The following is a 23364-nucleotide window of genomic DNA, read 5'->3' on the forward strand; positions in this document are numbered from 1 at the left end:
CGCGTTCACATTCACAAGCATTATGTCGTACATGCTGTCGGCTGCTTCAGGGGGGGTCCCTAAACATGGACACCCCCTTCCCAGCAGATTCAACATCTTGTTGAATTCGGCGCCATGAAGAACCAGCTGCGCATCCGCATCTCATGGCCCGCGGGAAGCCTCACCGCGACACTCGAAGAAACCCCCACGAGCACGGCGCTCGCGGGGGCACTCCCGATCACTTCCACCGCCCACACCTGGGGCGAGGAGGTCTACTTCGAGACCCCCGTCTCCCCCGCCCCGGAGGCGGACGCCCAGCAGGTGGTGGAACCCGGCACGGTGGCGTTCTGGACCGACGGCGACGCGCTCGCGCTGCCCTACGGCCCCACGCCGATCTCGCGCGGAGAGGAGTGCCGGCTCGCGAGCCCCTGCAACATCCTCGGCCGCATCGACGGCGACCCGCGACAGCTCGCCACCGTCCGCTCCGGCGACCCGATCAGGGTCGACGCCCTCTGAGAGCCGGTGGCCAAACCCCGCCCGAACCCGCGCGCGGCTTCGACCACAGCCGACCCTGAGGCCCGTCAGATCTGCTTGCGGAAGCCCTCCGCGACCTTCAGGAACAGGTCGTTGGCCTCGCTCTCGCCGATCGTGACGCGCACTCCCTCGCCCGCAAACGGCCGGACCACGACGCCCGCCTCCTCGCACGTGGCGGCGAAGTCGACCGTGCGCTCCCCGAGGCGCAGCCAGACGAAGTTCGCCTGCGTCTCGGGCACGGTCCAGCCCTGCTTGACCAGGCCCTCGTACACCCGGGCCCGCTCGCACACCAACGCGCCGACGCGGCCCATCAGTTCGTCCTCGGCTCGCAGCGAGGCGACCGCCGCGTCCTGGGCGAGCTGGCTGACGCCGAAGGGCACGGCCGTCTTGCGCAGCGCCGCCGCGACCGGCTCATGGGCGATCGCGAAGCCGACCCGCAGCCCGGCGAGCCCGTACGCCTTGGAGAAGGTGCGCAGCACCGCCACGTTCGGCCGGTCGCGGTAGATCTCGATGCCGTCCGGCACCTCGGTGTCGCGGATGAACTCCCGGTACGCCTCGTCGAGCACCACCAGGACGTCGGAGGGCACCCGGTCGAGGAAGCGCTCGAGCTCGGCCCGGCGCACCACGGTGCCGGTCGGGTTGTTCGGGTTGCAGACGAAGATCAGCCGGGTCCGGTCGGTGATCGCGTCGGCCATCGCGTCGAGGTCGTGCACCTCGCCGGGGGTCAGCGGCACCCGGACGGACTTCGCTCCACTGATCTGGGTGATGATCGGGTACGCCTCGAACGAGCGCCAGGCGTAAATGACCTCGTCACCGGGGCCGGAGGTGGACTGGAGCAGCGACTGCGCCACACCCACCGAACCCGTGCCGGTGGCCAGGTGCGTGACGGGAACGCCGAAACGATCGGCCAGCTCGTTCATCAATCCGGTGCACGCCATGTCCGGATAGCGGTTGAAGTTCCCCGCGGCCGCGATCGCGCTCTCCATCACACCGGACAGCGGCGGGTACGGGTTCTCGTTCGAGGAGAGCTTGTAGGCGACCGGGCCGTCGGACGCCGCGGGCTTGCCGGGCTTGTAGGTGGGGATGCCGTCCAGCTCGGCGCGCAGCTTGGGGCTCGTCTCGCTCACCGCAGGTCCTCCTCGACCGTTCCATGCACGTACTGCGCGCGCCGCCGCGGACAGCCGCGTACACATCCAATACTCCTCACCTTATGAGGATTCGGCTCCCGTGCGAATAGCGGGCGGGGACCGGTTCCCGGTGGGCGCGCGGAGAGGGGGAGCGCTGCTGCTGTGGCTGCACGCCGGTGGCCCGCGCCGTGGCGCGCATCCCCCATGAGGGTGAGTTGAGACCTCTTCGAGACATCGGACAGTTGTCACCTGCGTACGGGTCGACAACCGTCACCCCTACGCCGATTCCACCAACCACCTTACATAACAAGGTCATTGACGGTCTGTGATCATGCAGAAACGTGCCTGTCAACGCGCGCATATGCACCAGGGCCAACCGCCTGTCATCGCCCTACTATCGGCTCGCCATGACAGCAGCAGGGAAGCACCAGGTGAGCCGGTCGACCGGTCGCCGGCTGGGGCGGGCGGGCATTCGGGACGTGGCCGCCGCCGCCGGTGTCTCCATCACGACCGTCTCCGACGCGCTCAACGGCAAGGGGCGGCTCCCCGACGCCACCCGCCGACACGTCCGCGAGGTCGCAGACCGGCTGGGCTATCGCCCATCCGCGGCGGCCCGCACGCTCCGTACCGGAAAGTCGGGCCTGATCGGCCTGACCGTGACGACCTACGGGGATGAACCTTTCACCTTCACCGAATTCGCGTACTTCGCCGAGATGGCGAGAGCCGCGACCTCGGCCGCACTAGCCCGCGGCTACGCCCTTGTCATCCTGCCCGCCACCTCACGCCGCAGCCCGGCGGACGTCTGGTCGAACGTCGCCCTCGACGGCACCGTCGTCATCGACCCCTCCGACCAGGACCCCGTCGTCACCGAACTCGTACGCCAGGGCCTTCCGGTCGTCTCCGACGGCCGCCCGGCGGGCTCCCTGCCCGTCACGGCCTGGGTGGACAACGACCACGAGGCCGCCGTACTCGGCCTGCTCGACCATCTCGCCGCCGCCGGCGCCCGCCGGATCGGCCTGCTCACCGGAACCACCACCGACACCTACACCCGACTGTCCACCGAGGCCTACCTCAGCTGGTGCGAACGCGTCGGCCAAGACCCGGTGTACGAGTCCTACCCGGCCCACGACCCCTGTGCGGGCGCCGTCGCGGCCGACCGGCTGCTCGCCCGCCCGGACCGGCCCGACGCCGTGTACGGCCTCTTCGACCCCAACGGCACCGACCTGCTCGCCGCCGCCCGGCGGTACGGACTGCGAGTGCCCGAGGACCTGCTCCTCGTGTGCTGCAGCGAGTCCACCGTGTACGCCACCACCGAACCGCCCATCACCACGCTCTCGCTCAAACCGCGCCGCATCGGCACGGCCGTCGTCCAGCTTCTCATCGACGCGATCGAAGGGATCGACAACGGTCACCCGATCGAGCAGGTGATACCGACCGAACTGATCGTGCGGACGTCGTCCCAGCGCCGTCCGCCGCGCACCACGGTCAGCCCGCCCCGCTCCCCGGCCAAGGACCAGCCCGGCCCGAACAAGGAATGATCCGCGGCCGGTCGGCGCCCGCCGACCGGCCGGTGCGGGACTGAGGGCCGGTCGAATCACAGGAATCGGCCCGGATCAGACCGTCACATTGCGGGCATAACGACCCGTGAAAGCCACCCGCACCCGGATTGACCACCCCTGGTGCGTCACACAGCATGAGGCTCATTCCTATGATGGGCGCACGACACCACGGATCCCCTCCCGACCTGGAGGCTCCTACGGTGTACGGCGGCGCGACGGTGGTGGAGGGGTCGATGACTCAGGGGGCCGGTCAGGGACCCGTGCGGACGGAGACGTTGCGTGACTTCCGGGTGCCGCCGTACGCGCAACAGGCCCCCGCGCCACACCCGGAGGAACCGGCCGCCCGGCCGGAGCCGATGGCGCCGGTGTTCCAGCAGGAGCCCCCGGCCCGCCGCCCGGAAGCACCCACACCGATCGCGCAGCCTCCGGCGCCCAGCGGGGCCACCCGTCCGGGTGATGAGCCCTCCGAGGACTACACGCCGACTGCTCGCGACCTCCCGGTGATCAACCGAGGAGACACCCTGCGGCTGCCGACGGTCGAGCCCGTCGCCCCGCAGGCGCCGGACGGACCGGGCCCGCTGTACGTCGTCGGCGACGTCCACGGCTACCTCGACGAACTCCTGGCCGCCCTGCGCGAGCAGGGCCTCATCGACGAATCGGGCAACTGGGCCGCGGGCACCGCCCGCCTCTGGTTCCTCGGCGACTTCACCGACCGGGGCCCCGACGGCATCGGCGTCATCGACCTGGTGATGCGGCTCTCCGCCGAGGCAGCGGCCGCCGGCGGCTACTGCAAGGCCCTCATGGGCAACCACGAGCTGCTGCTCATCGGCGCCAAGCGGTTCGCCGACACCCCCGTCAACTCCGGCGCGGGCACCGCCACCTTCCAGGCCGCCTGGCTGCTCAACGGCGGCCAGAAGGCCGACATGGACCGGCTCCAGGACGTCCACCTGCAGTGGATGTCCCGGCTCGACGCGATCGAGCAGGAGGACGACCACCTGCTGATGCACTCCGACACCACCGCCTATCTGGAGTACGGCGACTCCATCGAGGCGGTCAACGACACCGTCCACGCCATCCTCAACCGGGGCGACGCCGACGAGTGCTGGGACCTGTTCCGCAAGTTCACCAAGCGCTTCGCGTTCCGCGACGACACGGGCCCGCAGGCCGCGCGCGAACTGCTCTCGGCATACGGCGGACAGCGCGTGGTGCACGGCCACAGCCCGATTCCGTATCTCCTCGGCGAGGTCGGCACCGAGGACGGCGAGGAGGACTCGCGCCCGGTTGTGGAGGGTCCGCACGTGTACGCCGACGGTCTTGCCATCGCCATGGACGGCGGCGTGACCATGGCCGGAAAACTGCTGGTCCAGCAACTTCCGTTGCATGACTGACGGTTGACAGGGAAGGCGTTCCGCAAAGCGCCGGGTATGCCATTTCTGGAAACACCCTGTCACCCCGTGCCGTAGCGGCTCTACCATCGGGTTATCCGTAGCAGGCTCTCCTCCGTTTCCGCCCAACTGCCCGTTCATCAGGCGGGCTTCCCGGCCCTACGGAGCATCGGGGGATGCACATGAACAGCGCTCCGCACCTGCTGGTCGAGGACCGCCCGGAGTTCGAGCGGATTCTCGACGAGGCACTGCGCACCGCGCATGAACGGCCCGAGCTGTCCGGTATCGGCGACCGCCTCAACGCCGTGCAGCTGCGCACCATGGTGCTCGCCGCCGGCACCTTCATCACCGAGCGGGCGAGCGCCGAGTACGAGCACTACGTCGCGGCGCGCGAAGAGCTGCGCACGCAGCCCGTGGGAGGAGAAGCCGCCGGCTCCGACCTGGTGTCGGCGGCCGGCGAGGTCCTGGAGCCCTCGGGAGCGGGCATCGGCGCCGTCGTCACCGTACTGGCCCCGGTGCTTGCGGGCACCGCCGCCGCGATCTTCCTGCTAGTCGGCTACATCCTGAAGATGCTCAACCCGCAGCCCGCGTTCGCCGACACCATGCTGACGGCCGGCTGGTTCTTCGGCGCGCTGACCGCCGCCGCGATACTGGCGGCCGGCATCGGCCTGCTGCTCACCGCGCTGCGCAACGGCGCGACCCAGGTCGTGGCCATCGACGAGGACGGCGAGGCGGACGCCCCCGACGAGCGCACCCAGGAGGTCGCCCGCGCCCGCGAGGCCTGGCGCCACGCCCTGCTGGAACGCGGCGTCTACCCTTTCCTGCGCGACGCGCTCGCCGACCCGAGCATGGATCCCGGAGCCCCTGCCCCGCGCCGCCCCATGGGCCGCATCCCCACCCTCGGCTACGACCGCCCGGGCTTCGACAGCCCCGATGACGGCGCCTCCCCCAACAGCCATCCCAGCTTCACGAGCCCCGACTTCACCAGCCCCGACTTCGGCGGGCCGGAGCACCAGCCGGACTGAGCGGCCAACGGGCTGGTTGTTTCACGTGAAACACCCCGTTTCACGTGAAACAACCAGCCCCGTACGTCAGTCGGCGAGAGGCAGGTACACCCGGTTCCCGCTTGCCGCGAACTCTGCCGACTTCTCCGCCATCCCGGCCTCGATCTCCTCGGACTTCAGATCGCCGCCGTGCTGGCGCCTGATGTCCTGCGAGATCTTCATCGAGCAGAACTTCGGGCCGCACATCGAGCAGAAGTGCGCGGTCTTGGCCGGCTCCGCGGGAAGCGTCTCGTCGTGGAACTCCCGGGCGGTGTCCGGGTCGAGGGCCAGGTTGAACTGGTCCTCCCAGCGGAACTCGAACCGGGCGTCCGAGAGCGCGTCGTCCCACTCCTGCGCCCCCGGGTGCCCCTTGGCCAGGTCCGCCGCGTGCGCGGCGATCTTGTAGGTGATGACGCCGGTCTTCACGTCATCGCGGTTGGGCAGGCCGAGGTGCTCCTTGGGCGTGACGTAGCAGAGCATCGCGGTGCCCCACCAGGCGATCATCGCCGCACCGATGCCGGAGGTGATGTGGTCGTAGGCGGGCGCCACATCGGTGGTCAGCGGCCCCAGGGTGTAGAACGGGGCCTCCTCGCAGATCTCCTGCTGGAGGTCGATGTTCTCCTTGATCTTGTGCATCGGGACGTGCCCGGGGCCCTCGATCATCGTCTGTACGTTGTGGCGCTTGGCGATCGTGTTGAGCTCCCCGAGCGTGCGCAGCTCCGCGAACTGCGCCTCGTCGTTGGCGTCCGCGATGGAACCCGGCCGCAGGCCGTCGCCCAGCGAGTACGTCACGTCGTACGCCGCGAGGATCTCGCAGAGCTCCTCGAAGTTCTCGTACAGGAACGACTCCCTGTGGTGCGCCAGGCACCAGGCCGCCATGATCGACCCGCCGCGCGAGACGATGCCGGTCTTGCGGCGGGCGGTCAGCGGCACGTACCGCAGCAGGACACCGGCGTGGACCGTCATGTAGTCGACGCCCTGCTCGGCCTGCTCGATGACCGTGTCCTTGTAGATGTCCCAGGTCAGTTCCTCGGCGCGGCCGTCCACCTTCTCCAGCGCCTGGTACAGCGGCACGGTGCCGATGGGGACCGGGGAGTTGCGCAGAACCCACTCACGGGTGGTGTGGATGTTGCGGCCCGTGGAGAGGTCCATGACCGTGTCCGCGCCCCACTGGGTGGCCCACGTCATCTTGTCGACCTCTTCCTCAATGGAGGAGGTGACCGCGGAGTTCCCGATGTTGGCGTTGACCTTCACCAGGAACCGCTTGCCGATGATCATCGGCTCGATCTCGGGGTGGTTGATGTTGGCGGGCAGCACCGCGCGGCCCGCCGCGATCTCCTCCCGGACGACCTCGGGGGAGACGTTCTCGCGGATCGCGACGTACTCCATCTCCGGGGTGATCTCGCCGCGGCGCGCGTACGCGAGCTGGGTGACGGCCTGGCCGCCGCGGCCCCGGCGGGGCTGGCGCGGGCGGCCGGGGAAGACCGCGTCGAGGTTCTTGAGGCCCCCGCGCGGCGAGGTGTGCTTGATGCCGTCGTCCTCGGGGCGGACCGGTCGGCCCGCGTACTCCTCGGTGTCGCCGCGCCCGATGATCCAGTTCTCCCGGAGCGGGGCGAGGCCGCGGCGGACGTCGGTCTCGACGTTCGGGTCGGTGTACGGCCCCGACGTGTCGTACAGCGTCACGTCCTTGCCGTTGGTGAGGTGCACTTGGCGGACCGGCACCCGGAGGTCCGGGCGCGACCCCTCGACGTACCCCTTGTGCCAGCCGATGGACTTCCCGCTCTCCTCGGTACTGGAGGCAGGCGTGCGTGCATCCTGAATGGTCATGAGACCTACTCCCTACGCCGGCATTACCCGGTAACAGGTTCGGCGGTCGGCGCAGCCTGTTCCGTACGGTTCGTACGGCTTTCAGCGCCCTCTCAGCCCGGTGCTCCGAGCTCCCGCGTGTGCAAAGGTGTCACCACGCTAGCGTCATCACTGGCGTGCTGAACAGAGGGCCCCCTCCGTTCTTGCGATGATCGTGCGGTGACCTCACCAGAACCGCACCATCCGCAACAGCCGAGCGGACACGGCCACGGGCATGGCCACTCGCACAGCCACGGCCCCGCTGCACCCGTGTCGAAGCACCTCCGCAAAGTCATCGCCGCTGTGCTGATTCCTTTCTCCGCAGCGGTAGTTGTGGGTCTCGTGGTGCTCTGGCCCGGCGGCGCCCCGCCGCACCAGCGCACCGGCGTCGGCTTCGACCGCCAGACCCAGCAGGCCAAGGTCATCAAAGTGGACAAGGTGGACTGCAAGACGGTCAATGCCGGTCAGACCCCGTCGAACGGCGACACCTCCACCGCCGAGGGCCAGCAGGCCAGGCGTGCCCAGCAGGGCCTGTGCGGGAAGGCGACCGTCGAGGTCACCTCGGGCAAGGAGAAGGGCCGAACCTTCACCGAGATCGTCCAGCCCGACTCGCCCCGCCAACTGCACCAGGGCGAGGGCGTGATCGTGGCGTATGCCCCCGACGCCCCCCATGACCTGCAGTATTCGGTGACCGATGTGAACCGCAGATTCCCCATGGCGTTGCTCGCCGGGATCTTCGCACTGGCGGTCGTGGTCGTCGGCCGGCTGCGCGGGGTGATGGCGCTGGTGGCCCTGGTGGTCTCGTTCGCGGTGCTGACCCTGTTCATCCTGCCGGCGGTCCTGCAGGGCTCCAATCCGCTGCTCGTCGCGGTGGTCGGAGCGAGCGCCATCATGCTGATCGCGCTCTACATGTGCCACGGCCTCTCGGCGCGCACCTCCGTCGCCGTCCTCGGCACCCTCGTCTCGCTGATCCTCATCGGCCTGCTCGGCTCGGTCTTCATCGGCTGGGCCTCGCTCACCGGCAACACCGACGACAACACCGGTCTGATCCACGGCCTCTACCCGGACATCGACATGTCGGGCCTGTTGCTCGCCGGCGTCATCATCGGCTCGCTGGGCGTGCTCGACGATGTGACGGTCACGCAGACCTCGGCGGTCTGGGAGCTGCACGAGGCGAATCCGACGATGGGTCCGCGCGGTCTGTACCGGGCGGGCATCCGGATCGGCCGCGACCACATCGCGTCGGTGGTCAACACCCTGGTCCTCGCGTACGCGGGCGCGGCGCTGCCCCTGCTGCTGCTGTTCTCGATCGCGCAGAGCAGTGTGGGCACGGTGGCCAACAGCGAGCTGGTCGCCGAGGAGGTGGTCCGCACGCTGGTCGGGTCGATCGGACTGGTCGCCTCGGTGCCGGTGACCACCGCGCTGGCCGCCCTGGTGGTGTCCGCCGACCGCCCGGCTTCCGGCACCGGCACCGCCGCACGGCTGGGTCCGGTACGCGGTGGGGGCGGTCACCGCCGTAAGAAGTAGCGGACTCCGGGTCAGCCGGCGTTCTGCTCCTCGGCGAGGATGCGGCCGAGCGCGTCCTCCAGATGCCCGTCGAAGTCACCGAGCATCCGTTCCTGCCCCAGGGGCACGAGCCGGTCGGTGCGGTCCAGGAAGGCCACCAGCGGTGCGGCGCCGGCCCGGAACAGAGCCCGGTCGGCGCCCACCTGGAGCCGGATGCGCACATCGGCGAGCTCATCCGGCTCGGTGGGCTCGATCCGCACATCACCGTCCCCGGTCGGCCTGTTGATGCCGTCGAGCAGCAGCTCGCGGCCGAAAGCCCAGGTGACAGGCGTGTCGCCGGGAAGGTGGAAGGTCATCCGCACCGCATACGGGTCCGCCGCCTCGTATGTCAGCTCCACCGGGATCCGAAAGGAAAGCTCCTCGGAGACGAGGAAGCTCATCATCACTTCTGCCTCAACCGACCCACGCATCACACGCACCCCGCTTTAGCTGAAACTGGCCGGGATTGATCCCCCATGGCCCTCTTGACGCCATCGTGCTGTAAGCGCTAACAGATCACAAGGAGTGAGTTTTCAGATACTGATAGAGAACGTGAGCGAACTGAGCAGGCTCCCCACTTCGCCCCGTAGCTGCTCGATCGCGGGCAGCAGCCGTTCTTCCTGGTGGAGGGGCATGGAAATGGCCATGGTCGCGGCGCTGGAACCGGCGGTGATGGGGATGGCGGCGCAGACGGTGCCCAGGACGTACTCCTGCCGTTCGATCACAGGTCGCATACGCTCCGTAGCCGCCAGCCGGTCCAGCAGGGCGCGCCGGTCCCGCACGGTGTAGGGAGTAATCGACCGGACCGGGTGACGGTCGAGGTAGTCCTCGCGCGTGCGGTCGTCGAGCTGGCTCAGCAGGCACTGCCCGATCGCGTGGGCGTGCCCGGTCTCGCGGAAGTCGGCCCACTCCTCGACGGCGGGCACGGCGGGGGTGTCGGCAACCCCGGCGATCTCGATCTCACCCTCGCGGTAGACCGCGAAGTAGACGGGCACCCCAACGGAGTCCCGCCAGCGGACCAGCGAGTTGGCGATCTTGCTGCGACGATTCTGCAGCGCGCCCCCGTCCGCCAGCCGCTCGACCGCCGCACCGAAGACGAACACCCCGTTCTCGCGCCGCAGATAGCCCTCGTGGGTCAGGGTCCGCAGCAGGTGGTACGCGGTGGGAAGCGGCAGTCCGGCTTCTCGCGCCAGTTGTTTGGCCGGGGCGCCGTCCGTGTGGGAACCGACCGCTTCCAGCAGGCGCAGCGCCCGCTGGACCGAACCGATCAGGGTAGGGACGGCGGCATTCGAAGCCGTGGCCACAACAGGTCACCCCCAGGCGTCCTGACGGGCACCACGCCCGCCCGCGGGGGCCGCCCCCGCGCGCCCGCCGCGGTCCCGTGGACGGCGGCACGGGCCGGTCGGACCGGCGGTCGTGTGCGGTCGGGACCCGTGATTCCCAAGGGGGCGGCAGAGGCTTGCCACTCTAACGGCCGCCCCCTTTGCGGAAGGGGGTTGCACGGGCCCGTTCCCCCGGCCGGGCTAATCCCCGAACGCACTGGTCACAGCTTGCCGGGATCGGCCCGGGGCCCGGTCGGACCCGGTACGGCCACCGGGCGGAACCTCAGGTTCCGCCCGGCTTCGCTACCAGTCGCCGCGTGAGCGCTACCAGTCGCCGCGCGAGGAGGACGAGGAGGACATGAACCTCCGTACGACGTAGATCAGACCGCCGACCAGGGCCACGAAGACCAGGACCTTGAAGAGCAGCCCGAACAGGAAGCCGACCACGCTCGCGATCAGCCCGCCGAACACGAACAGGGCGATGACGGGCACGGCGACCCACTTCACCCACCAGGGCATCCCCGCGAACATCTCCCGTGCGGCCATCGTCCAACCTCTTTCCGTTCGTTTCACGAGTTGTGTGCTTTCGACACTCTCGATGCTAGGGGCGAGGGGGTGCCGTGCGGGGCCCTCGCAGCCCTTGAACTCCCCTGACCGAACCCCTAGGGAGACTCGGGGGCGACCCTCAGCTTTCGGGCGGAGAGAAGACCACCAGAACCCTCAGGTCCTCGGCGATGTGGTGGAACTTGTGCGCCACCCCGGCCGGCACATAGACCACGCTGCCCCGCGCGACCTGCGTCGTCTCCAGGCCCACGGTGATCGAGGCGCGGCCGCTCACCACGAAGTAGACCTCGTCCTGGGCGTGCGGGGACTGCGGGTCGTGCGCGCCCGCGTCGAGGGCGTACAACCCCACCGACATGTTCCGCTCGCGCAGAAACTGCAGATATGCGCCGTCGTTGGCGGCCCGTTCCGCCTCCAACTCGTCGAGCCGGAATTCTTTCATCGCCCTCTGCCCCTGCACTCGTGCCGATCAGGTCTGCCACGATCAGACACATGAAGAATTTCGTAGTCAAGACGATCGCCAACGCGGCAGCCCTCGCGGTCGCCATCTGGCTGGTCAAGAACATCACCCTGACCGGCGACAGCACCGGCAAGAAGGTGCTGACGCTGATTCTGGTCGCGCTGGTATTCGGCGTGGTGAACTTCGTCGTCAAGCCCGTGGTGAAGTTCCTCTCCTTCCCGCTCTTCATCCTCACGCTCGGCCTGATCACACTGGTGATCAACGCGTTGATGCTGCTGCTGACCTCCTGGCTGGCCGGAAGGCTCAACCTCAGCTTCCACGTCCAGGGCTTCTGGACCGCCGTGCTCGGCGCCCTGATCATCTCGATCGTGTCCTGGGCGATGCACATCGTCCTGCCCGACGACAGGGACTGAGCCTTGGCCACCCCCTCTCCCGTTGTGGAGCGTGCGCATGACGAATCCCGGTGACGGAACACGGGCGGTACGGGCCGGTCTTCCCGAGCCCGTGGCGTACGAACCGGCCCTCCCCGGGCCGGTGTTCGCCGCCCACTTCCATCTGCCCGGCGAGGCGGCGGGCCCGTACACCTACGGCCGCGACACCAACCCGACGTGGACTCACCTGGAGCGGGCCATCGCCGAGCTGGAGTCCCCCGACGAAACGGCCGAGGCAGTCGTCTTCGCCTCCGGGATGGCGGCGGTCTCGGCCGTGCTGCTCTCCCAGGCGCGCGCCGGCGACACGGTGGTCCTGCCGGACGACGGCTATCAGGCGCTGCCACTGGTGCGCGAGCAGCTGGAGGCGTACGGCATCGAGGTGCGCACCGCGCCGACCGCGGGCGATGCCCAACTGGCCGTCCTGGACGGCGCGAAGCTGCTCTGGATCGAGACGCCCTCCAATCCGGGCCTCGATGTGTGCGACGTACGCCGTCTGGCGCGGGCCGCACATGAGGCGGGCGCCCTGGTCGCGGTCGACAACACCCTGGCCACACCGCTCGGGCAGCGGCCCCTCGAACTCGGCGCGGACTTCGCGGTCGCCAGCGGCACCAAGGGTCTGACCGGGCACGGCGACGTTCTGCTCGGCTATGTGGTGTGCCACGATCCAAACCTCGCCGCCCGGGTCCGCAAGTGGCGCAAGGTCGTCGGGGCGATCCCGGGGCCGATGGAGGCGTGGCTGGCGCACCGCTCCCTTGCCACCCTGCAGCTGCGCGCCGACCGCCAGTCGGCGAACGCGCTGGCGCTCGCCGAGGCACTGGCCAAGCGCGGCGAGGTCACGGGGCTGCGCTACCCGGGGCTGCCGTCCGACCCGTCGTACCGCCTCGCCTCGGGGCAGATGCGGCGTTTCGGCTGCGTCGTCTCCTTCGACCTGCCGAACCGCGGCTTCGCCGAGCGGTTCCTGGAATCGCTCCACCTGGTCGACGACGCCACCAGCTTCGGCGGGGTGCGGTCCACGGCCGAGCGGCGCGGCCGCTGGGGCGGCGACGCGGTCGCGGAGGGCTTCATCCGTCTCTCGGCCGGCGCCGAGGACCCCGCCGACCTGATCGCGGATGTGGAACGCGCCCTCGACCAGGCGGGTTCCGCCGGATGACTCCGGTGGGCAGTACATCCACTACGTAGGACGGACGGTCCGAGCCTCCCCCCTCATGGCTCGGACCGTCCCGGTTCTCGCGCGCGAAGAACCGCCCGAACAAGGCTAGTTGACTCTGCGTCAGTGTCCAATCACAGTAGCGACAGCGACCTATCGACATATTTATAGTTGGATCCGGCCGGGGACGTCGCAAGGCAGTTCAGGACGGGAGGGCAGCATGGACCTTGCCCTGCTGCGTACGTTCGTCACCGTGCACCGGGCCGGCTCCTTCACCCGCGCCGCATCACTGCTCGGGCTCTCACAGCCTGCGGTGACCAGCCAGATCCGCACCCTGGAGCGGCAGTTGGGCCGCCCCCTCTTCCTCCGCCAGGCGCGCGGGGTGACCCCGACGACCGTCGGCGACGAACTGGCCCAGCGGGCCGCGCCGCATCTGGACGCCCTGGTCGAGATCACCGAATCCGGGCTCGCCGGGGAAGCGGGCCTGCGGACCCTGCATCTGGCCGGGCCTCCGGAGTTCACCTCGCTGCGCGCCCTGCCCGCGCTCACCCGCCTCATTCCGCAGGGCCTCGCGCTGCGGGCCTCCTTCGGCAGCGCCGAGGACACCCTCGAAGGGCTGGCCGCCGGCCACCACGATCTGGCCATCGCCACCGCCCGCCCGCGCGGCCGGCTGCTGACCGCGACGCCGCTGTGCGACGAGGAGCACGTACTGGTCGCGGGGGTGCGCTGGGCGGCGCGGCTCAGCCCCGCCGCGCTCCGACGCGACGGACCCCGTGTCCTGGAGCCGATCCCGGTGGTGGAGGTCCATGAGTCGCTGCCGTTGGTGACGCGCTACTGGGCGTCGGTGTTCGACACCAAACCGACTGCCGTGGGCACGATCGTCGCCCCCGACCTGCGGGCTGTCCTCGCGGCGGTGACGGCCGGCGCGGGCCTCGCCGTACTGCCGCGCTATCTGTGCGAGACGGCCCTGGAGCAGGGCGAGGTGGTGGCGCTCCTCGACCCTCCGGTGCCGCCGTTGCGCACGTATTTCCTCGCGGTGCGCACCGGCACACTCGGGCTGCCCCACATCGCGCGGGCGCAGGAATGGCTGCTGCGTGCCGCGGCCGACTGGGGCTGAGAAGCGGCGGGGGAGCCCGGGGAGTTTCGCAGGCGCCCCTTCGGGCCACATTTCTCCCATGACCGTACGTCCAGTGGTCAAGCGCACCGCACGAGCTGTTCTGCTTGACGGTGACGACCTGATCCTGATCAAGCGAACCAAGCCCGGCATGGATCCGTACTGGCTCACCCCCGGTGGCGGCGTCGAATCCGAGGACTCCACCGTCGTCGAAGCCCTTCACCGCGAGGTGCACGAGGAACTCGGCGCGAAGATCACCGATGTGGTGCCCTGCTTCGTCGACACCGTCGAGCACATCGGCGCCGACGGCGGGGCGACCGGGGTGAAGGTGCAGCACTTCTTCGTCTGCCGCCTGGACTCCATGGACCCCTCGCTGCGGCACGGCCCCGAGATCGAGGAGCCGTGCGGGGAGTACGAGATCGTCCGGATCCCGTTCACCCGGGTCGGGATCGCCTCGGTCCACCTCGTCCCGCTGTCCCTCAGGCACTACCTGGATGGCAACATCGAGGGCGTACGGGCGATGCACGCCCCCGATCTGGGGTAGCCGGGGCACCACAGACAAGGTGCCCGTACGCATGCCGCCGAAGTCCGGGTATCCGGCCCGGCGTCCCGTCAGGCTCCCTCGGCCCGGGTCAGGGCGTAGGCCTCACGGAGATCGCCACCGCGGTAGGTGCGGGTGGCCCGCCCGGCGAGATGGCGGTCCGCGTTCACCGCGACGGACACAGGCACCGCCGCGAAGAGTTCCACATCGGACATCGAGTCCCCGTACGCCACGCAATCCCCGGGGCCGACACCGAACTCGGCGCACAGCCGCCCCATGACGGTCACCTTGGCGGCCGGGCTGAGGATTCCCGCCGGGTCCACGGGCCGGGTGAAGGGCACCTCCGGGAAGAGGGAACAGTGGGCGGCGTGGGCGCCCCAGCTCAGGAGCCGCTCCACGAAGAAGGACGGGGAGAGCGAGATGACGGCGCAGTAGTCGCCCCGTTCTCGGATCTCTCGCCAGACCTCCCGGATCCCGACGAGCCAGGGAGCGGTCGCGAAAGCCGTCGCCACATGCTGCTCGGTGAGCCCGGACCACAGGGCGTGCACGCGCACCGCGTACTCGGGCGGCCCGATCCGTCCGGTGGCCAGCTCCCGCTCCAGCTCGCCTATCTCGCTGAGCAGTCCGAGCTGCCGGGATATCTCGATCGGTGCGGCGGACCCCCGTATGAGCGTTCCGTCCAGGTCGAAGAGGTGAAGTCTGGCCATGTACGCCGAGGCTAGTACGTGGGGTTACTCCCCCCGTCGGACGCCCTGCGGGGGCGTTCGACGGCACCGTGTTTCACGTGAAACATCCCTCTCACCCTGCATCCATCCGCCCGCGCCGCACGCTGTTTCACGTGAAACATCTGAGTCGGCGGGCCCGTCGGGGCTGGCTGGTGGCCCATGTCGCGGTCTCGGTGAGCTGGCTGGGTCTCGCCCTTGGGCTACTCACACTCGGGGTCACCGCGTACACCACGGACTCCGCCGCCATGACCGAGGCCGCGTACCGCTCCATGAAGGTCTTCGGTGACTGGCTGGTGGTGCCCATCGCTCTCGCCACACTGAGCACCGGAGTGGTGCTGTCGCTGGGCACCCGCTGGGGCCTCGCCCGGCATCGCTGGGTCTGGATCAAGTTCTGGCTGACCTTGATCACGCTCTCCCTGTCGGCCTTCGTGCTGCGGCCCGAAATCAACAGTGCGGTCGCGGCCGGTGCGCCCGACACCAGCCTGGTCGCCGCCCCGGTCGTCTCCTCCAGCGCGTACTTCTTCATGACGGCGATCTCGGTGCTCAAGCCCTGGGGACTGACCAGGCGTGGCCGGAAGCACCGTGCCGAGAACCGGAAAGTGGTGGACGCCGCGCCAGTGCGTCAGACAACCTGACCCTCATGCCCTCACCGCTCGCCGAGCTCCCCATTCGCCGCCTGACCACCGAAGACCTCACCGCCTGCGCCGACCTCTCCGAGGACCGGGGCTGGCCGCGCGAGGAGCACAAGTGGGGATTCCTACTCGCGGCGGGCACCGGCTACGGGATCGACACCCCGGATGGAAAGGGCCTCGTCACGGCCTGTGTCATCACCTCTTATGGACCGCGTCTCGCGGCCATCGGCATGGTCCTGGTGGCCGATCGGTTCGCCCGCCAGGGCGTCGGACGGCGCCTGATGAAGCACGTCCTGCGGCAGCTGGAGGGCACTCCGCTCACCCTGCACGCCACGCCGTACGGCCGCCCGCTGTACGAAGAGCTCGGCTTCGAGACGACCGGCCGGGCCGAGATGGTCCGGGGGCACTTCCGGCCATCGGGCCCGGCGCCGACGGTGGCGACCCGTCCGGCGACCGCCGAGGACCTGCCGAGGATCCTCCGGCTCGACGCCGAGGTCTTCGGCCAGGACCGCACCCACCTGATCGCCCGCCTGCCGGCCTTCGCCGACCAGCTGCGCGTCTCCGAGGACTCGGCCGGGCTCACCGGATTCGCGGCCGCCTGGCCCAATATGAACACCCATGCGGTGGGCCCACTGATCGCCCGCGACACGGAGACGGCGAAGGCGCTCGTCGCCTCCCTCGCGGCCGGCACGGACCGCCCGCTGCGCACCGATGTGGATGTACGCCACGAGACTCTGCTGAACTGGCTGAAGGCTTCCGGTGTGGAGTCGGTCGGTTTCAACGCGGTGATGACGCACGGCATCCCGGCTCTCCCCGGCGACTGGACGCGCCGCTTCGCACCTTTGACGGTGGCCGCGGGCTGACCGCGCTGCGGGAGAACTTCACCAAACCGCGAGTGTCCGCCCCCATGTGCCCTGATTCCGCGGGCACTTGGGCAGTCAACGCTGGGCCAGGGCCTCCACGGCGGCGTTCGCGAACCCGTGGTCCTGGTCGGGGGCGCCGCCACCCACGCCGATCGCTCCGATCAGGCGGCCTTCGCGGTGGACGGGGACACCGCCGGCGATGAACAGCAGCGGGCGGTCGAGACCCGTCGGCAGGGTGTGGAACAGGCCGCCCGGCTGAACCGCGTCGACGAGGTCGGCGGTGGGGGCGTTCAGCTGAAGTGCCGTGTACGCCTTGCGCGTGCTGGTCTCGCCCGCGATCAGTACGGCCCGGTCGTCCCGGCGGAAGGCGAGCAGTTGGCCGCCCGCATCGAGGACGGTGACCGCGACGGCGACTCCGGCCGTCTCGGCAGCGGAGCGGGCCGCTTCAACGAGGGCTTCGGCGTCCTGGATGCCGAGTGGGGCGACAGCGAGGGTGGTGCTCATGAGAGGGGTAACTCCTTGATGGGACAGTGCAGTTGATTCAGTGGGATGCCGTGGCACGGACCGACTCGGGGACGGCACTCGCGACGATCCGGCCGCCCGCATTCGTACGCCGCTCAAGCCCGCTGGAGACGAAGGCCAGCACGAGGGCGGACGCGGCGAGCGCGGCACCGACCCAGTTCGGGGCGGTGTAGCCGAGCCCGGCCGCGATGACGAGGCCGCCGAGCCAGGCGGAGAGCGCATTGCCAAGGTTGAAGGCGCCGATGTTGACGGCGGACGCCAGGGTGGGTGCGCCCGCGGCCTGGTCGAGTACGCGCTTCTGCAGTGGCGGCACCGTCGCGAAGCCCAGCGCCCCGATCAGGAAGACCACGACGGCGGACGCGGCCTTGTCATGGGCAGCCACCGTGAACAGCGCCAGAACCAGGGCGAGCCCGGATAGCGACACGTACAGCAGCGGCATCAGCGCGCGGTCCGCGAACCGGCCGCCGATGAGATTTCCCGCGACCATGCCGAGGCCGAAGAGGACGAGCAGCCAGGTGACGGAGGTGTCGGCGTAGCCGGCGACGTCGGTCATCATCGGAGTGATGTAAGTGATCGCGGCGAACACTCCGCCGAAGCCGAGCACGGTCATCGCCATCGCGAGCAGCACCTGCACGTTCCGGAACGCGGCGATCTCGTGCCGCAGCCGTACGCCCTCGGCCTTCGGCATGTCCGGTACGAGTTTGGCGACGCCCAGCAGGCCCAGCACCCCGAGCGCGGCGACGACGAAGAACGTCGTGCGCCAGCCGACCTGCTGGCCGATGAGTGTGCCGGTCGGCACGCCGACGACATTGGCGACGGTCAGTCCGGTGAACATCATGGCGATCGCTCCGGCCTTCTTCTCGGGGGCGACCAGGTCGGCCGCGACGACCGAACCGATCCCGAAGAACGCGCCGTGCGCGAGGGAGGCGACGATCCGTCCCGCGAGCATCAGCCCGAAGCTGGGTGCGACGGCGGAGACGACATTGCCGACGACGAAGAAGCCCATCAGGAGCATCAGCATCCGCTTACGGGTGATCTTCGTTCCCAGGATGGTCACGAGCGGAGCGCCGAGCACCACGCCGAGCGCATAGCCGCTGACCAGGTACCCGGCGGTGGGGATGGCGACGTCGAAGGTCCCGGCAACCTCGGGGAGGAGCCCCATGATCACGAACTCGGTGGTGCCGATACCGAACGCACCGATGGCCAGGGCTAGGAGCGCGAGTGGCATGGAAGTACCTTCCAAAGATTGCGGGAGCACCTTACGAGCGTTCACAATAATTGCAGACGCCGACTAATTGCAAGCGCGGGCTATTGCATGCGTGACCTATCCTGGTGACACACCGCTCCGGATGGAGGACACACGCATGACCGCCACGGACCCCGCACTGACCGCCCTCGCCCAGGGCTGGTGCGCGCTCTCCCTGCTGCACGGCAGGATCGACACCCACATCGAGCGCGCCCTGCAGTCCGGCCACGGCCTCAGCGTGCGCGAGTACTCACTCCTCGATGTCCTCAACCGCCAGCACAACGGCCCGGGCGGTCATCTCCAGATGAAGCAGGTGGCCGACGCCGTCGTGCTCAGCCAGTCGGCCACCACCCGGCTCGTCACCCGGCTCGAGGATCGCGGCCTGCTGACCCGCTACCTCTGCGACACCGACCGGCGCGGCATCTACACCGATGTCACCGAGTCCGGGCTCGCCCTGCTCTCCGACGCCCGGCCGACCAACGACAGGGCCCTGCGTGAGGCGCTCGACGAAGCGGCGAAGAACCCGGAGCTGGCCCCGCTGGTCCGCGCAGTCGAGGCCCTCCACATCCCGGCCTGAGGCAGCCGGGCGTACGATCCGGGGCCATGAGCGATCTTGAAATCAGGCCCGCCATGCCCGAGGACATCCCAGCGATCGTGGCGATGCTCGCGGACGATCCGCTGGGCGCACAGCGCGAGTCACCCGACGACCTCGCGCCCTACCGCGGCGCCTACGACCGCCTTGCGGACGATCCGAACCAGCATCTGGTGGTCGCCGATCGCGGCGGTCAGGTTGTCGGCACCCTCCAGCTCACGATCGTCCCCGGGCTGTCGCGGCGCGGAGCGACCCGGTCGATCATCGAAGGCGTACGCGTCCACGGCGACGAACGCGGCAGCGGCCTCGGCACCCGGCTCATCGAATGGGCCGTCGACGAATCCGGGCGCCAGGGCTGCGAGTTGGTCCAGCTGACATCGGACATCACCCGAACCGATGCCCACCGCTTCTACGAGCGGCTGGGGTTCGAGGCCTCACACGTGGGATTCAAGAAGCCTCTGTAGGTCCCGCTGTTTCACGTGAAACAGGGACCGTGACATGGCCCGTGTTTCACGTGAAACGTCAGATTCCGCGCCAGCCCTCGGGATCCACGCCACCCGGTACCGCCGTCACCTCCGGCCCGTAGGGCTCGCGGGTGAACACGAAGGACCCGAGGTCGAGATGGCTCACCGAGCCGTCCGGCCGCCGCACCACACGGAGCGTCTCCCCCTGGTAGTAACCGTCGAGGCCGGTCCAGGTGCCATCAGGTGCGGCCTTGAAGCCGGAGGCCCGGCCACTGCCGCCGAGCGGCTCCAGGGCCACGCCTCGGTCGGTAGTCAGCCTCAGACCGTAGAGCTGAGTGCCCCAATACCAGGGCCCCGTGAGCGCCAAGAGCTCCCCATCGACCTCGGGGAGCGGGCGCCAGGGCTCGGGGAAGCGCGGCTCAGCCTCGGCCACGATCCGCACGAGGTCGGAGACCAGCGTGCCGCACTTCACGCTCGACGTCGCATTGGCGAGAGCGACTGCGGCCACGCCGTCCGCCATGCTTACCCACAGGCTCGCGACGAACCCGGGCAGCGAGCCCGTGTGCCCGGCGAGATCACGCCCGTTGTGGTGGGCGAGCTGCACGCCCAACCCGTAACCGCCTTCCCGGTCTCCCGCCTGCGGGGGCGCGGAAGGGGTGCGCATCTGCGCCACGGACTCGGCGCTCAGCACCCGGTCGTCGCCCTCCGCGAGGAAGGCAGCGAAGCGGCAGAGGTCCGCCGCGGTCGACCAGAGCTGGCCGGCGGGAGCCATGAGACCAAGGTCTTCGGACGGCTCGGGAAGCAGTACATCAGCCCACGGATGCACCGCCCAGCCCCCGGCGTGGGGTTGCATTGGCTGCGTACTCGTACGGTCCAGGCCCAGCGGTTCGAGAATCTCGGCCCGCAGAGCCTCCTCCCACGGCACTCCCCGTACCGCCTCCACCAGCGACCCGAGGAGCGTGTAGCCGGGGTTGGAGTAGTGGTGCAGCCGGCCCGCGGGATGCAGCCGCGACTGCTCGCCCAGCACATCGGCCAGCTCGGGGCGCAGGCTGCCAGGCGTCCGCTCCCACCAGGGAGCGGGCGTCTCGGCGGCCAACCCGGCTGTGTGCGCGAGGAGTTGAGCGATGGTCGCCCCGCCCGCATCCGTGCCGGGGAGGTGCTTCTCCAGCGGGTCGTCGAGGTCGAGCAGCCCCTCGTCGCGCAGCCGCAGCACCAGAACGGCAGTGAACGTTTTGGTGATGGAACCGATGCGGTACTGGACGTCTGCATCAGGGCCGTGGCCGTCGACCGAGGTGCGCGAATCGGACCAGACCATCCGCCCGTCCCGCACCACCGCCGCGACGAGCGAGGGCGCCCGCTCGGTGGACTGGGCGACGGCGATGCGGTGGAGAAGGGCGCGCCGCGTGCTCGGAAGCAGCTCTTCGAAGGGCGCAGGTGATGCGGGCGAACTGGCTGAAGTCATAGGACAAGGTCTATCTGGGCTCCTGCGTCCAGTCGACCGCTTTTCACCTGATGGAGCAGCCCTCCGACGCCGACCGCTGTAGCCACCGGTTCGGGACGCCGCCCGTAGTAGTCGAGTGAGAGATCTCGCTCAAGCCGGTTGATCTGCACGCCGAGATCGAGATTGTGCGGGCGCAGGCCGACGCTCCTGGCTGCTGACCGGATCGAGGGGTAGCGGGCACGCGACTACGCTCTCCGGTAAACGGGGCGCCATGCAGGAAGAAGCCCCCGCTCAGCGGGCGTGGGGTTGCCCAGATTTGACGACCAATCCGTCAGACAGTGGTCGCGGCGATCTGGAATCTGGCGTCAGAAATTGGACGCTACAAGCCTGTGGGATCAGGTCTGCGCCATGTCCACGAAGCGCGAGTAGTGGCCCTGGAAGGCGACGGTGATCGTCGCGGTCGGGCCGTTACGGTGCTTGGCCACGATCAGGTCCGCCTCTCCCGCGCGGGGCGACTCCTTCTCGTAGGCGTCCTCACGGTGCAGCAGGATGACCATGTCCGCGTCCTGCTCGATGGAGCCGGATTCACGCAGGTCGGAGACCATCGGCTTCTTGTCCGTACGCTGCTCGGGGCCACGGTTCAGCTGCGAGAGGGCGATCACCGGCAGCTGCAGCTCCTTCGCCAGGAGCTTCAGGTTTCGCGACATGTCCGAGACTTCCTGCTGCCGGCTCTCGGCGCGCTTCGAACCGCCGGACTGCATCAGCTGGAGATAGTCGATGACGACGAGGCGGAGGTCGTTGCGCTGCTTCAGGCGGCGGCACTTGGCGCGGATTTCCATCATCGACAGGTTCGGGGAGTCATCGATGTAGAGCGGAGCCTGGGAGACGTCCGGCATGCGGCGGGCCAGCCGCGTCCAGTCCTCGTCGGTCATGGTGCCGGAGCGCATGTGGTGGAGGGCTACCCGGGCCTCGGCCGAGAGCAGACGCATCGCGATCTCGTTGCGCCCCATTTCGAGCGAGAAGATCACGCTGGGCAGGTTGTGCTTGATGGAACAGGCCCGGGCGAAGTCCAGTGCCAGGGTGGACTTACCCATGGCGGGACGGGCGGCGATGACGACCATCTGGCCGGGGTGCAGCCCGTTGGTGAGCGAGTCGAAGTCGGTGAATCCGGTGGGCACACCGGTCATTTCGCCGCTGCGCGAGCCGATCGCCTCGATCTCGTCGAGCGCGCCCTCCATGATGTCGCCGAGCGGCAGATAGTCCTCACTGGTGCGCTGCTCGGTGACCGCGTAGATCTCGGCCTGTGCGGAGTTGACGATGTCATCGACATCGCCGTCGGCCGCGTATCCCATCTGCGTGATCTTCGTGCCCGCCTCGACAAGCCTGCGGAGTACCGCTCGCTCGTGGACGATCTCCGCGTAGTACGAGGCGTTCGCGGCCGTCGGCACGGACTGGACCAGCGTGTGGAGGTACGACGCACCGCCGACGCGGGTGATCTCACCGCGCTTGACCAGCTCGGCGGCGACCGTGATGGGGTCGGCCGGCTCGCCCTTGGCGTAGAGGTCGAGGATCGCCGTGTAGACGGTCTCGTGGGCGGGCTTGTAGAAGTCGTGGCCCTTGATGATCTCCACGACGTCCGCGATGGCGTCCTTGGACAGCAGCATGCCGCCGAGGACCGACTGCTCGGCGTCGATGTCCTGCGGGGGCACCCGCTCGAAGCCGGAGGACGGCCCGTCCCAGTCGTCCTGGCCTCGGTCGTGCTGGTCGTCGCGGCCCCTGCCGCGACCGCGGCCGCCGCGGCCCTCACTGTCGCCGCGCTGGCGGGAAACAGGCAGACGGTCACTTGGACCGGTGTCGGCCCAGGGCTCGTCCAACGGCTCGGGAATGCTCACCGGGCCACCTCCTCCCGTCCGCTCCGCGGACCTAACCGTGCCACTCTTTCTACGGCACGGCACTGACAAATCGAGCGGCCCGACTCCGGTTCCGGCGCGTCGGGCGCCGGACCACGTTAGGCCCGCGAGCGGCGTCAGCCAATCTGGTTATCCACAGGGCATGTGGACGAACGACCGGATGCTGTGGAGAAGTCTCCGGAACCTGTGCACGGACCGGGGGACAGCACTGTGGACAAAGTCATAGCCTCCCACCCATCACCCGTCTGACCTGGGGTTTCTCCATCCACCGGCTGTGGGGGAGAAAAACTTTCCCGACTGGCTCAAGATCGCGACAAACGACCCACGCAAGAAGCTGCCCGCGGCTCCGAGGTAAGGATCACAGATGCATTGCATC

24 protein-coding genes and 1 riboswitch are annotated in these 23364 nt (G+C 69.3%); of the genes, 13 read left to right on the plus strand and 11 right to left on the minus strand.

Annotated features, from left to right (window positions below; genetic code table 11):
- Nucleotides 1-114 precede the first annotated feature (114 nt).
- Nucleotides 115-495: a cyclophilin-like fold protein gene (locus ACIBK6_RS04660; protein ID WP_399048763.1), complete on the plus strand. Its 381-nt coding sequence runs from the start codon at nucleotides 115-117 to the stop codon at nucleotides 493-495.
- A 65-nt stretch (nucleotides 496-560) separates the two neighbouring features.
- Here ACIBK6_RS04660 and hisC read toward each other — a convergent pair whose 3' ends face one another.
- Nucleotides 561-1640, minus strand: a complete 1080-nt coding sequence (gene hisC / locus ACIBK6_RS04665) for a histidinol-phosphate transaminase (RefSeq protein ID WP_399048765.1) — start codon at nucleotides 1638-1640, stop codon at nucleotides 561-563.
- 407 nt (nucleotides 1641-2047) lie between these two features.
- Here hisC and ACIBK6_RS04670 point away from each other — a divergent pair, with 407 nt between their 5' ends.
- The 3 genes from ACIBK6_RS04670 (at nucleotide 2048) to ACIBK6_RS04680 (ending at nucleotide 5609) form a co-directional block, all read left to right on the plus strand.
- Nucleotides 2048-3178 carry a LacI family DNA-binding transcriptional regulator gene (locus ACIBK6_RS04670; protein ID WP_399048767.1) on the plus strand — a complete coding sequence of 377 codons (1131 nt, stop codon included), beginning with the start codon at nucleotides 2048-2050 and terminating at the stop codon, nucleotides 3176-3178.
- A 239-nt stretch (nucleotides 3179-3417) separates the two neighbouring features.
- Nucleotides 3418-4587, plus strand: coding sequence for a metallophosphoesterase (locus ACIBK6_RS04675; RefSeq protein ID WP_399049304.1), 1170 nt, complete (start codon nucleotides 3418-3420; stop codon nucleotides 4585-4587).
- A 173-nt stretch (nucleotides 4588-4760) separates the two neighbouring features.
- Entirely contained in the window at nucleotides 4761-5609 is an 849-nt protein-coding gene (locus ACIBK6_RS04680) for a hypothetical protein (RefSeq protein ID WP_399048768.1), read from the plus strand.
- 66 nt (nucleotides 5610-5675) lie between these two features.
- Here the strand turns inward: ACIBK6_RS04680 and thiC are convergent, their stop codons facing one another.
- Nucleotides 5676-7454 carry a phosphomethylpyrimidine synthase ThiC gene (gene thiC / locus ACIBK6_RS04685; RefSeq protein WP_399048769.1) on the minus strand — a complete coding sequence of 593 codons (1779 nt, stop codon included), beginning with the start codon at nucleotides 7452-7454 and terminating at the stop codon, nucleotides 5676-5678.
- A riboswitch (TPP riboswitch) is annotated at nucleotides 7447-7581 on the minus strand. Its footprint overlaps the gene before it by 8 nt.
- 71 nt (nucleotides 7582-7652) lie before the next feature.
- Here thiC and ACIBK6_RS04690 point away from each other — a divergent pair.
- Nucleotides 7653-8999 (plus strand): YibE/F family protein, encoded by a 1347-nt coding sequence (locus ACIBK6_RS04690; protein WP_399048770.1) that lies wholly within the window; start codon nucleotides 7653-7655, stop codon nucleotides 8997-8999.
- 11 nt (nucleotides 9000-9010) lie between these two features.
- On the opposite strand, the gene ACIBK6_RS04695 is transcribed toward ACIBK6_RS04690, so the two are convergent.
- From ACIBK6_RS04695 to ACIBK6_RS04710, 4 genes are all read right to left on the minus strand, one after another.
- Nucleotides 9011-9448 (minus strand): SsgA family sporulation/cell division regulator, encoded by a 438-nt coding sequence (locus ACIBK6_RS04695; protein WP_399048772.1) that lies wholly within the window; start codon nucleotides 9446-9448, stop codon nucleotides 9011-9013.
- A 102-nt stretch (nucleotides 9449-9550) separates the two neighbouring features.
- Entirely contained in the window at nucleotides 9551-10321 is a 771-nt protein-coding gene (locus ACIBK6_RS04700; RefSeq protein WP_399048773.1) for an IclR family transcriptional regulator, read from the minus strand.
- A gap of 342 nt (nucleotides 10322-10663) precedes the next feature.
- The gene (locus ACIBK6_RS04705; RefSeq protein WP_399048775.1) at nucleotides 10664-10885 is read right to left on the minus strand and encodes a DUF5326 family protein; all 222 of its coding nucleotides are present in this window, start codon (nucleotides 10883-10885) and stop codon (nucleotides 10664-10666) included.
- Nucleotides 10886-11024: 139 nt separating this feature from the next.
- Nucleotides 11025-11342 (minus strand): cupin domain-containing protein, encoded by a 318-nt coding sequence (locus ACIBK6_RS04710; protein WP_399048776.1) that lies wholly within the window; start codon nucleotides 11340-11342, stop codon nucleotides 11025-11027.
- A gap of 50 nt (nucleotides 11343-11392) precedes the next feature.
- Between ACIBK6_RS04710 and ACIBK6_RS04715 the strand changes: the two genes are divergently transcribed.
- The 4 genes from ACIBK6_RS04715 (at nucleotide 11393) to ACIBK6_RS04730 (ending at nucleotide 14596) form a co-directional block, all read left to right on the plus strand.
- Nucleotides 11393-11773 (plus strand): phage holin family protein, encoded by a 381-nt coding sequence (locus ACIBK6_RS04715; protein WP_399048777.1) that lies wholly within the window; start codon nucleotides 11393-11395, stop codon nucleotides 11771-11773.
- Between the two features lie 37 nt (nucleotides 11774-11810).
- Nucleotides 11811-12941 carry a cystathionine gamma-lyase gene (locus ACIBK6_RS04720; protein WP_399048781.1) on the plus strand — a complete coding sequence of 377 codons (1131 nt, stop codon included), beginning with the start codon at nucleotides 11811-11813 and terminating at the stop codon, nucleotides 12939-12941.
- A 217-nt stretch (nucleotides 12942-13158) separates the two neighbouring features.
- Nucleotides 13159-14055 (plus strand): LysR family transcriptional regulator, encoded by an 897-nt coding sequence (locus ACIBK6_RS04725; RefSeq protein WP_399048782.1) that lies wholly within the window; start codon nucleotides 13159-13161, stop codon nucleotides 14053-14055.
- A gap of 58 nt (nucleotides 14056-14113) precedes the next feature.
- Nucleotides 14114-14596 carry an NUDIX domain-containing protein gene (locus ACIBK6_RS04730; protein ID WP_399048783.1) on the plus strand — a complete coding sequence of 161 codons (483 nt, stop codon included), beginning with the start codon at nucleotides 14114-14116 and terminating at the stop codon, nucleotides 14594-14596.
- 68 nt (nucleotides 14597-14664) lie between these two features.
- Here ACIBK6_RS04730 and ACIBK6_RS04735 read toward each other — a convergent pair whose 3' ends face one another.
- Complete coding sequence (locus ACIBK6_RS04735) at nucleotides 14665-15300, minus strand: HAD family hydrolase (protein WP_399048784.1); 636 nt, start codon at nucleotides 15298-15300, stop codon at nucleotides 14665-14667.
- A gap of 131 nt (nucleotides 15301-15431) precedes the next feature.
- On the opposite strand from ACIBK6_RS04735, the gene ACIBK6_RS04740 reads away from it, so the two are divergent.
- Together ACIBK6_RS04740 and ACIBK6_RS04745 are read left to right on the plus strand one after the other, a co-directional pair.
- The gene (locus tag ACIBK6_RS04740; protein WP_399048786.1) at nucleotides 15432-15953 is read left to right on the plus strand and encodes a DUF2269 domain-containing protein; all 522 of its coding nucleotides are present in this window, start codon (nucleotides 15432-15434) and stop codon (nucleotides 15951-15953) included.
- A gap of 5 nt (nucleotides 15954-15958) precedes the next feature.
- Nucleotides 15959-16813: a GNAT family N-acetyltransferase gene (locus tag ACIBK6_RS04745; RefSeq protein WP_399048787.1), complete on the plus strand. Its 855-nt coding sequence runs from the start codon at nucleotides 15959-15961 to the stop codon at nucleotides 16811-16813.
- 75 nt (nucleotides 16814-16888) lie between these two features.
- On the opposite strand, the gene ACIBK6_RS04750 is transcribed toward ACIBK6_RS04745, so the two are convergent.
- Nucleotides 16889-17317: a heme-binding protein gene (locus ACIBK6_RS04750; RefSeq protein ID WP_399048788.1), complete on the minus strand. Its 429-nt coding sequence runs from the start codon at nucleotides 17315-17317 to the stop codon at nucleotides 16889-16891.
- A gap of 37 nt (nucleotides 17318-17354) precedes the next feature.
- On the minus strand, nucleotides 17355-18563 hold the full coding sequence (locus tag ACIBK6_RS04755) for an MFS transporter (RefSeq protein ID WP_399048790.1): 1209 nt from the start codon (nucleotides 18561-18563) through the stop codon (nucleotides 17355-17357).
- A gap of 136 nt (nucleotides 18564-18699) precedes the next feature.
- Between ACIBK6_RS04755 and ACIBK6_RS04760 the strand changes: the two genes are divergently transcribed.
- Nucleotides 18700-19158 (plus strand): MarR family winged helix-turn-helix transcriptional regulator, encoded by a 459-nt coding sequence (locus tag ACIBK6_RS04760; protein WP_399048792.1) that lies wholly within the window; start codon nucleotides 18700-18702, stop codon nucleotides 19156-19158.
- 26 nt (nucleotides 19159-19184) lie between these two features.
- Nucleotides 19185-19637: a GNAT family N-acetyltransferase gene (locus ACIBK6_RS04765; RefSeq protein WP_399048793.1), complete on the plus strand. Its 453-nt coding sequence runs from the start codon at nucleotides 19185-19187 to the stop codon at nucleotides 19635-19637.
- Between the two features lie 58 nt (nucleotides 19638-19695).
- On the opposite strand, the gene ACIBK6_RS04770 is transcribed toward ACIBK6_RS04765, so the two are convergent.
- Together ACIBK6_RS04770 and dnaB are read right to left on the minus strand one after the other, a co-directional pair.
- Nucleotides 19696-21099 (minus strand): serine hydrolase domain-containing protein, encoded by a 1404-nt coding sequence (locus ACIBK6_RS04770; protein ID WP_399048794.1) that lies wholly within the window; start codon nucleotides 21097-21099, stop codon nucleotides 19696-19698.
- A gap of 374 nt (nucleotides 21100-21473) precedes the next feature.
- Entirely contained in the window at nucleotides 21474-22970 is a 1497-nt protein-coding gene (gene dnaB, locus ACIBK6_RS04775) for a replicative DNA helicase (protein WP_399048795.1), read from the minus strand.
- Between the last annotated feature and the right edge of the window lie 394 nt (nucleotides 22971-23364).

Origin of the sequence: Streptomyces sp. NPDC050485 (assembly GCF_044458185.1) — a bacterium.
In the GTDB taxonomy this organism is placed as follows: Bacteria; Actinomycetota; Actinomycetes; order Streptomycetales; family Streptomycetaceae; genus Streptomyces.

What these genes read in the sequence shown, in the direction of transcription:
- ACIBK6_RS04670 (WP_399048767.1), top strand. Translation starts at nt 2,048, where the DNA reads ATGACAGCAGCAGGGAAGCACCAGGTGAGCCGGTCGACCGGTCGCCGG.
- ACIBK6_RS04755 (WP_399048790.1), bottom strand. Translation starts at nt 18,563, where the DNA reads ATGCCACTCGCGCTCCTAGCCCTGGCCATCGGTGCGTTCGGTATCGGC.
- thiC (WP_399048769.1), bottom strand. Translation starts at nt 7,454, where the DNA reads ATGACCATTCAGGATGCACGCACGCCTGCCTCCAGTACCGAGGAGAGC.
- ACIBK6_RS04715 (WP_399048777.1), top strand. Translation starts at nt 11,393, where the DNA reads ATGAAGAATTTCGTAGTCAAGACGATCGCCAACGCGGCAGCCCTCGCG.
- ACIBK6_RS04770 (WP_399048794.1), bottom strand. Translation starts at nt 21,099, where the DNA reads ATGACTTCAGCCAGTTCGCCCGCATCACCTGCGCCCTTCGAAGAGCTG.
- ACIBK6_RS04660 (WP_399048763.1), top strand. Translation starts at nt 115, where the DNA reads ATGAAGAACCAGCTGCGCATCCGCATCTCATGGCCCGCGGGAAGCCTC.
- ACIBK6_RS04735 (WP_399048784.1), bottom strand. Translation starts at nt 15,300, where the DNA reads ATGGCCAGACTTCACCTCTTCGACCTGGACGGAACGCTCATACGGGGG.
- ACIBK6_RS04720 (WP_399048781.1), top strand. Translation starts at nt 11,811, where the DNA reads ATGACGAATCCCGGTGACGGAACACGGGCGGTACGGGCCGGTCTTCCC.
- ACIBK6_RS04710 (WP_399048776.1), bottom strand. Translation starts at nt 11,342, where the DNA reads ATGAAAGAATTCCGGCTCGACGAGTTGGAGGCGGAACGGGCCGCCAAC.
- ACIBK6_RS04680 (WP_399048768.1), top strand. Translation starts at nt 4,761, where the DNA reads ATGCACATGAACAGCGCTCCGCACCTGCTGGTCGAGGACCGCCCGGAG.
- ACIBK6_RS04705 (WP_399048775.1), bottom strand. Translation starts at nt 10,885, where the DNA reads ATGGCCGCACGGGAGATGTTCGCGGGGATGCCCTGGTGGGTGAAGTGG.
- ACIBK6_RS04760 (WP_399048792.1), top strand. Translation starts at nt 18,700, where the DNA reads ATGACCGCCACGGACCCCGCACTGACCGCCCTCGCCCAGGGCTGGTGC.
- ACIBK6_RS04745 (WP_399048787.1), top strand. Translation starts at nt 15,959, where the DNA reads ATGCCCTCACCGCTCGCCGAGCTCCCCATTCGCCGCCTGACCACCGAA.
- ACIBK6_RS04730 (WP_399048783.1), top strand. Translation starts at nt 14,114, where the DNA reads ATGACCGTACGTCCAGTGGTCAAGCGCACCGCACGAGCTGTTCTGCTT.
- ACIBK6_RS04765 (WP_399048793.1), top strand. Translation starts at nt 19,185, where the DNA reads ATGAGCGATCTTGAAATCAGGCCCGCCATGCCCGAGGACATCCCAGCG.
- ACIBK6_RS04695 (WP_399048772.1), bottom strand. Translation starts at nt 9,448, where the DNA reads ATGCGTGGGTCGGTTGAGGCAGAAGTGATGATGAGCTTCCTCGTCTCC.
- ACIBK6_RS04750 (WP_399048788.1), bottom strand. Translation starts at nt 17,317, where the DNA reads ATGAGCACCACCCTCGCTGTCGCCCCACTCGGCATCCAGGACGCCGAA.
- ACIBK6_RS04725 (WP_399048782.1), top strand. Translation starts at nt 13,159, where the DNA reads ATGGACCTTGCCCTGCTGCGTACGTTCGTCACCGTGCACCGGGCCGGC.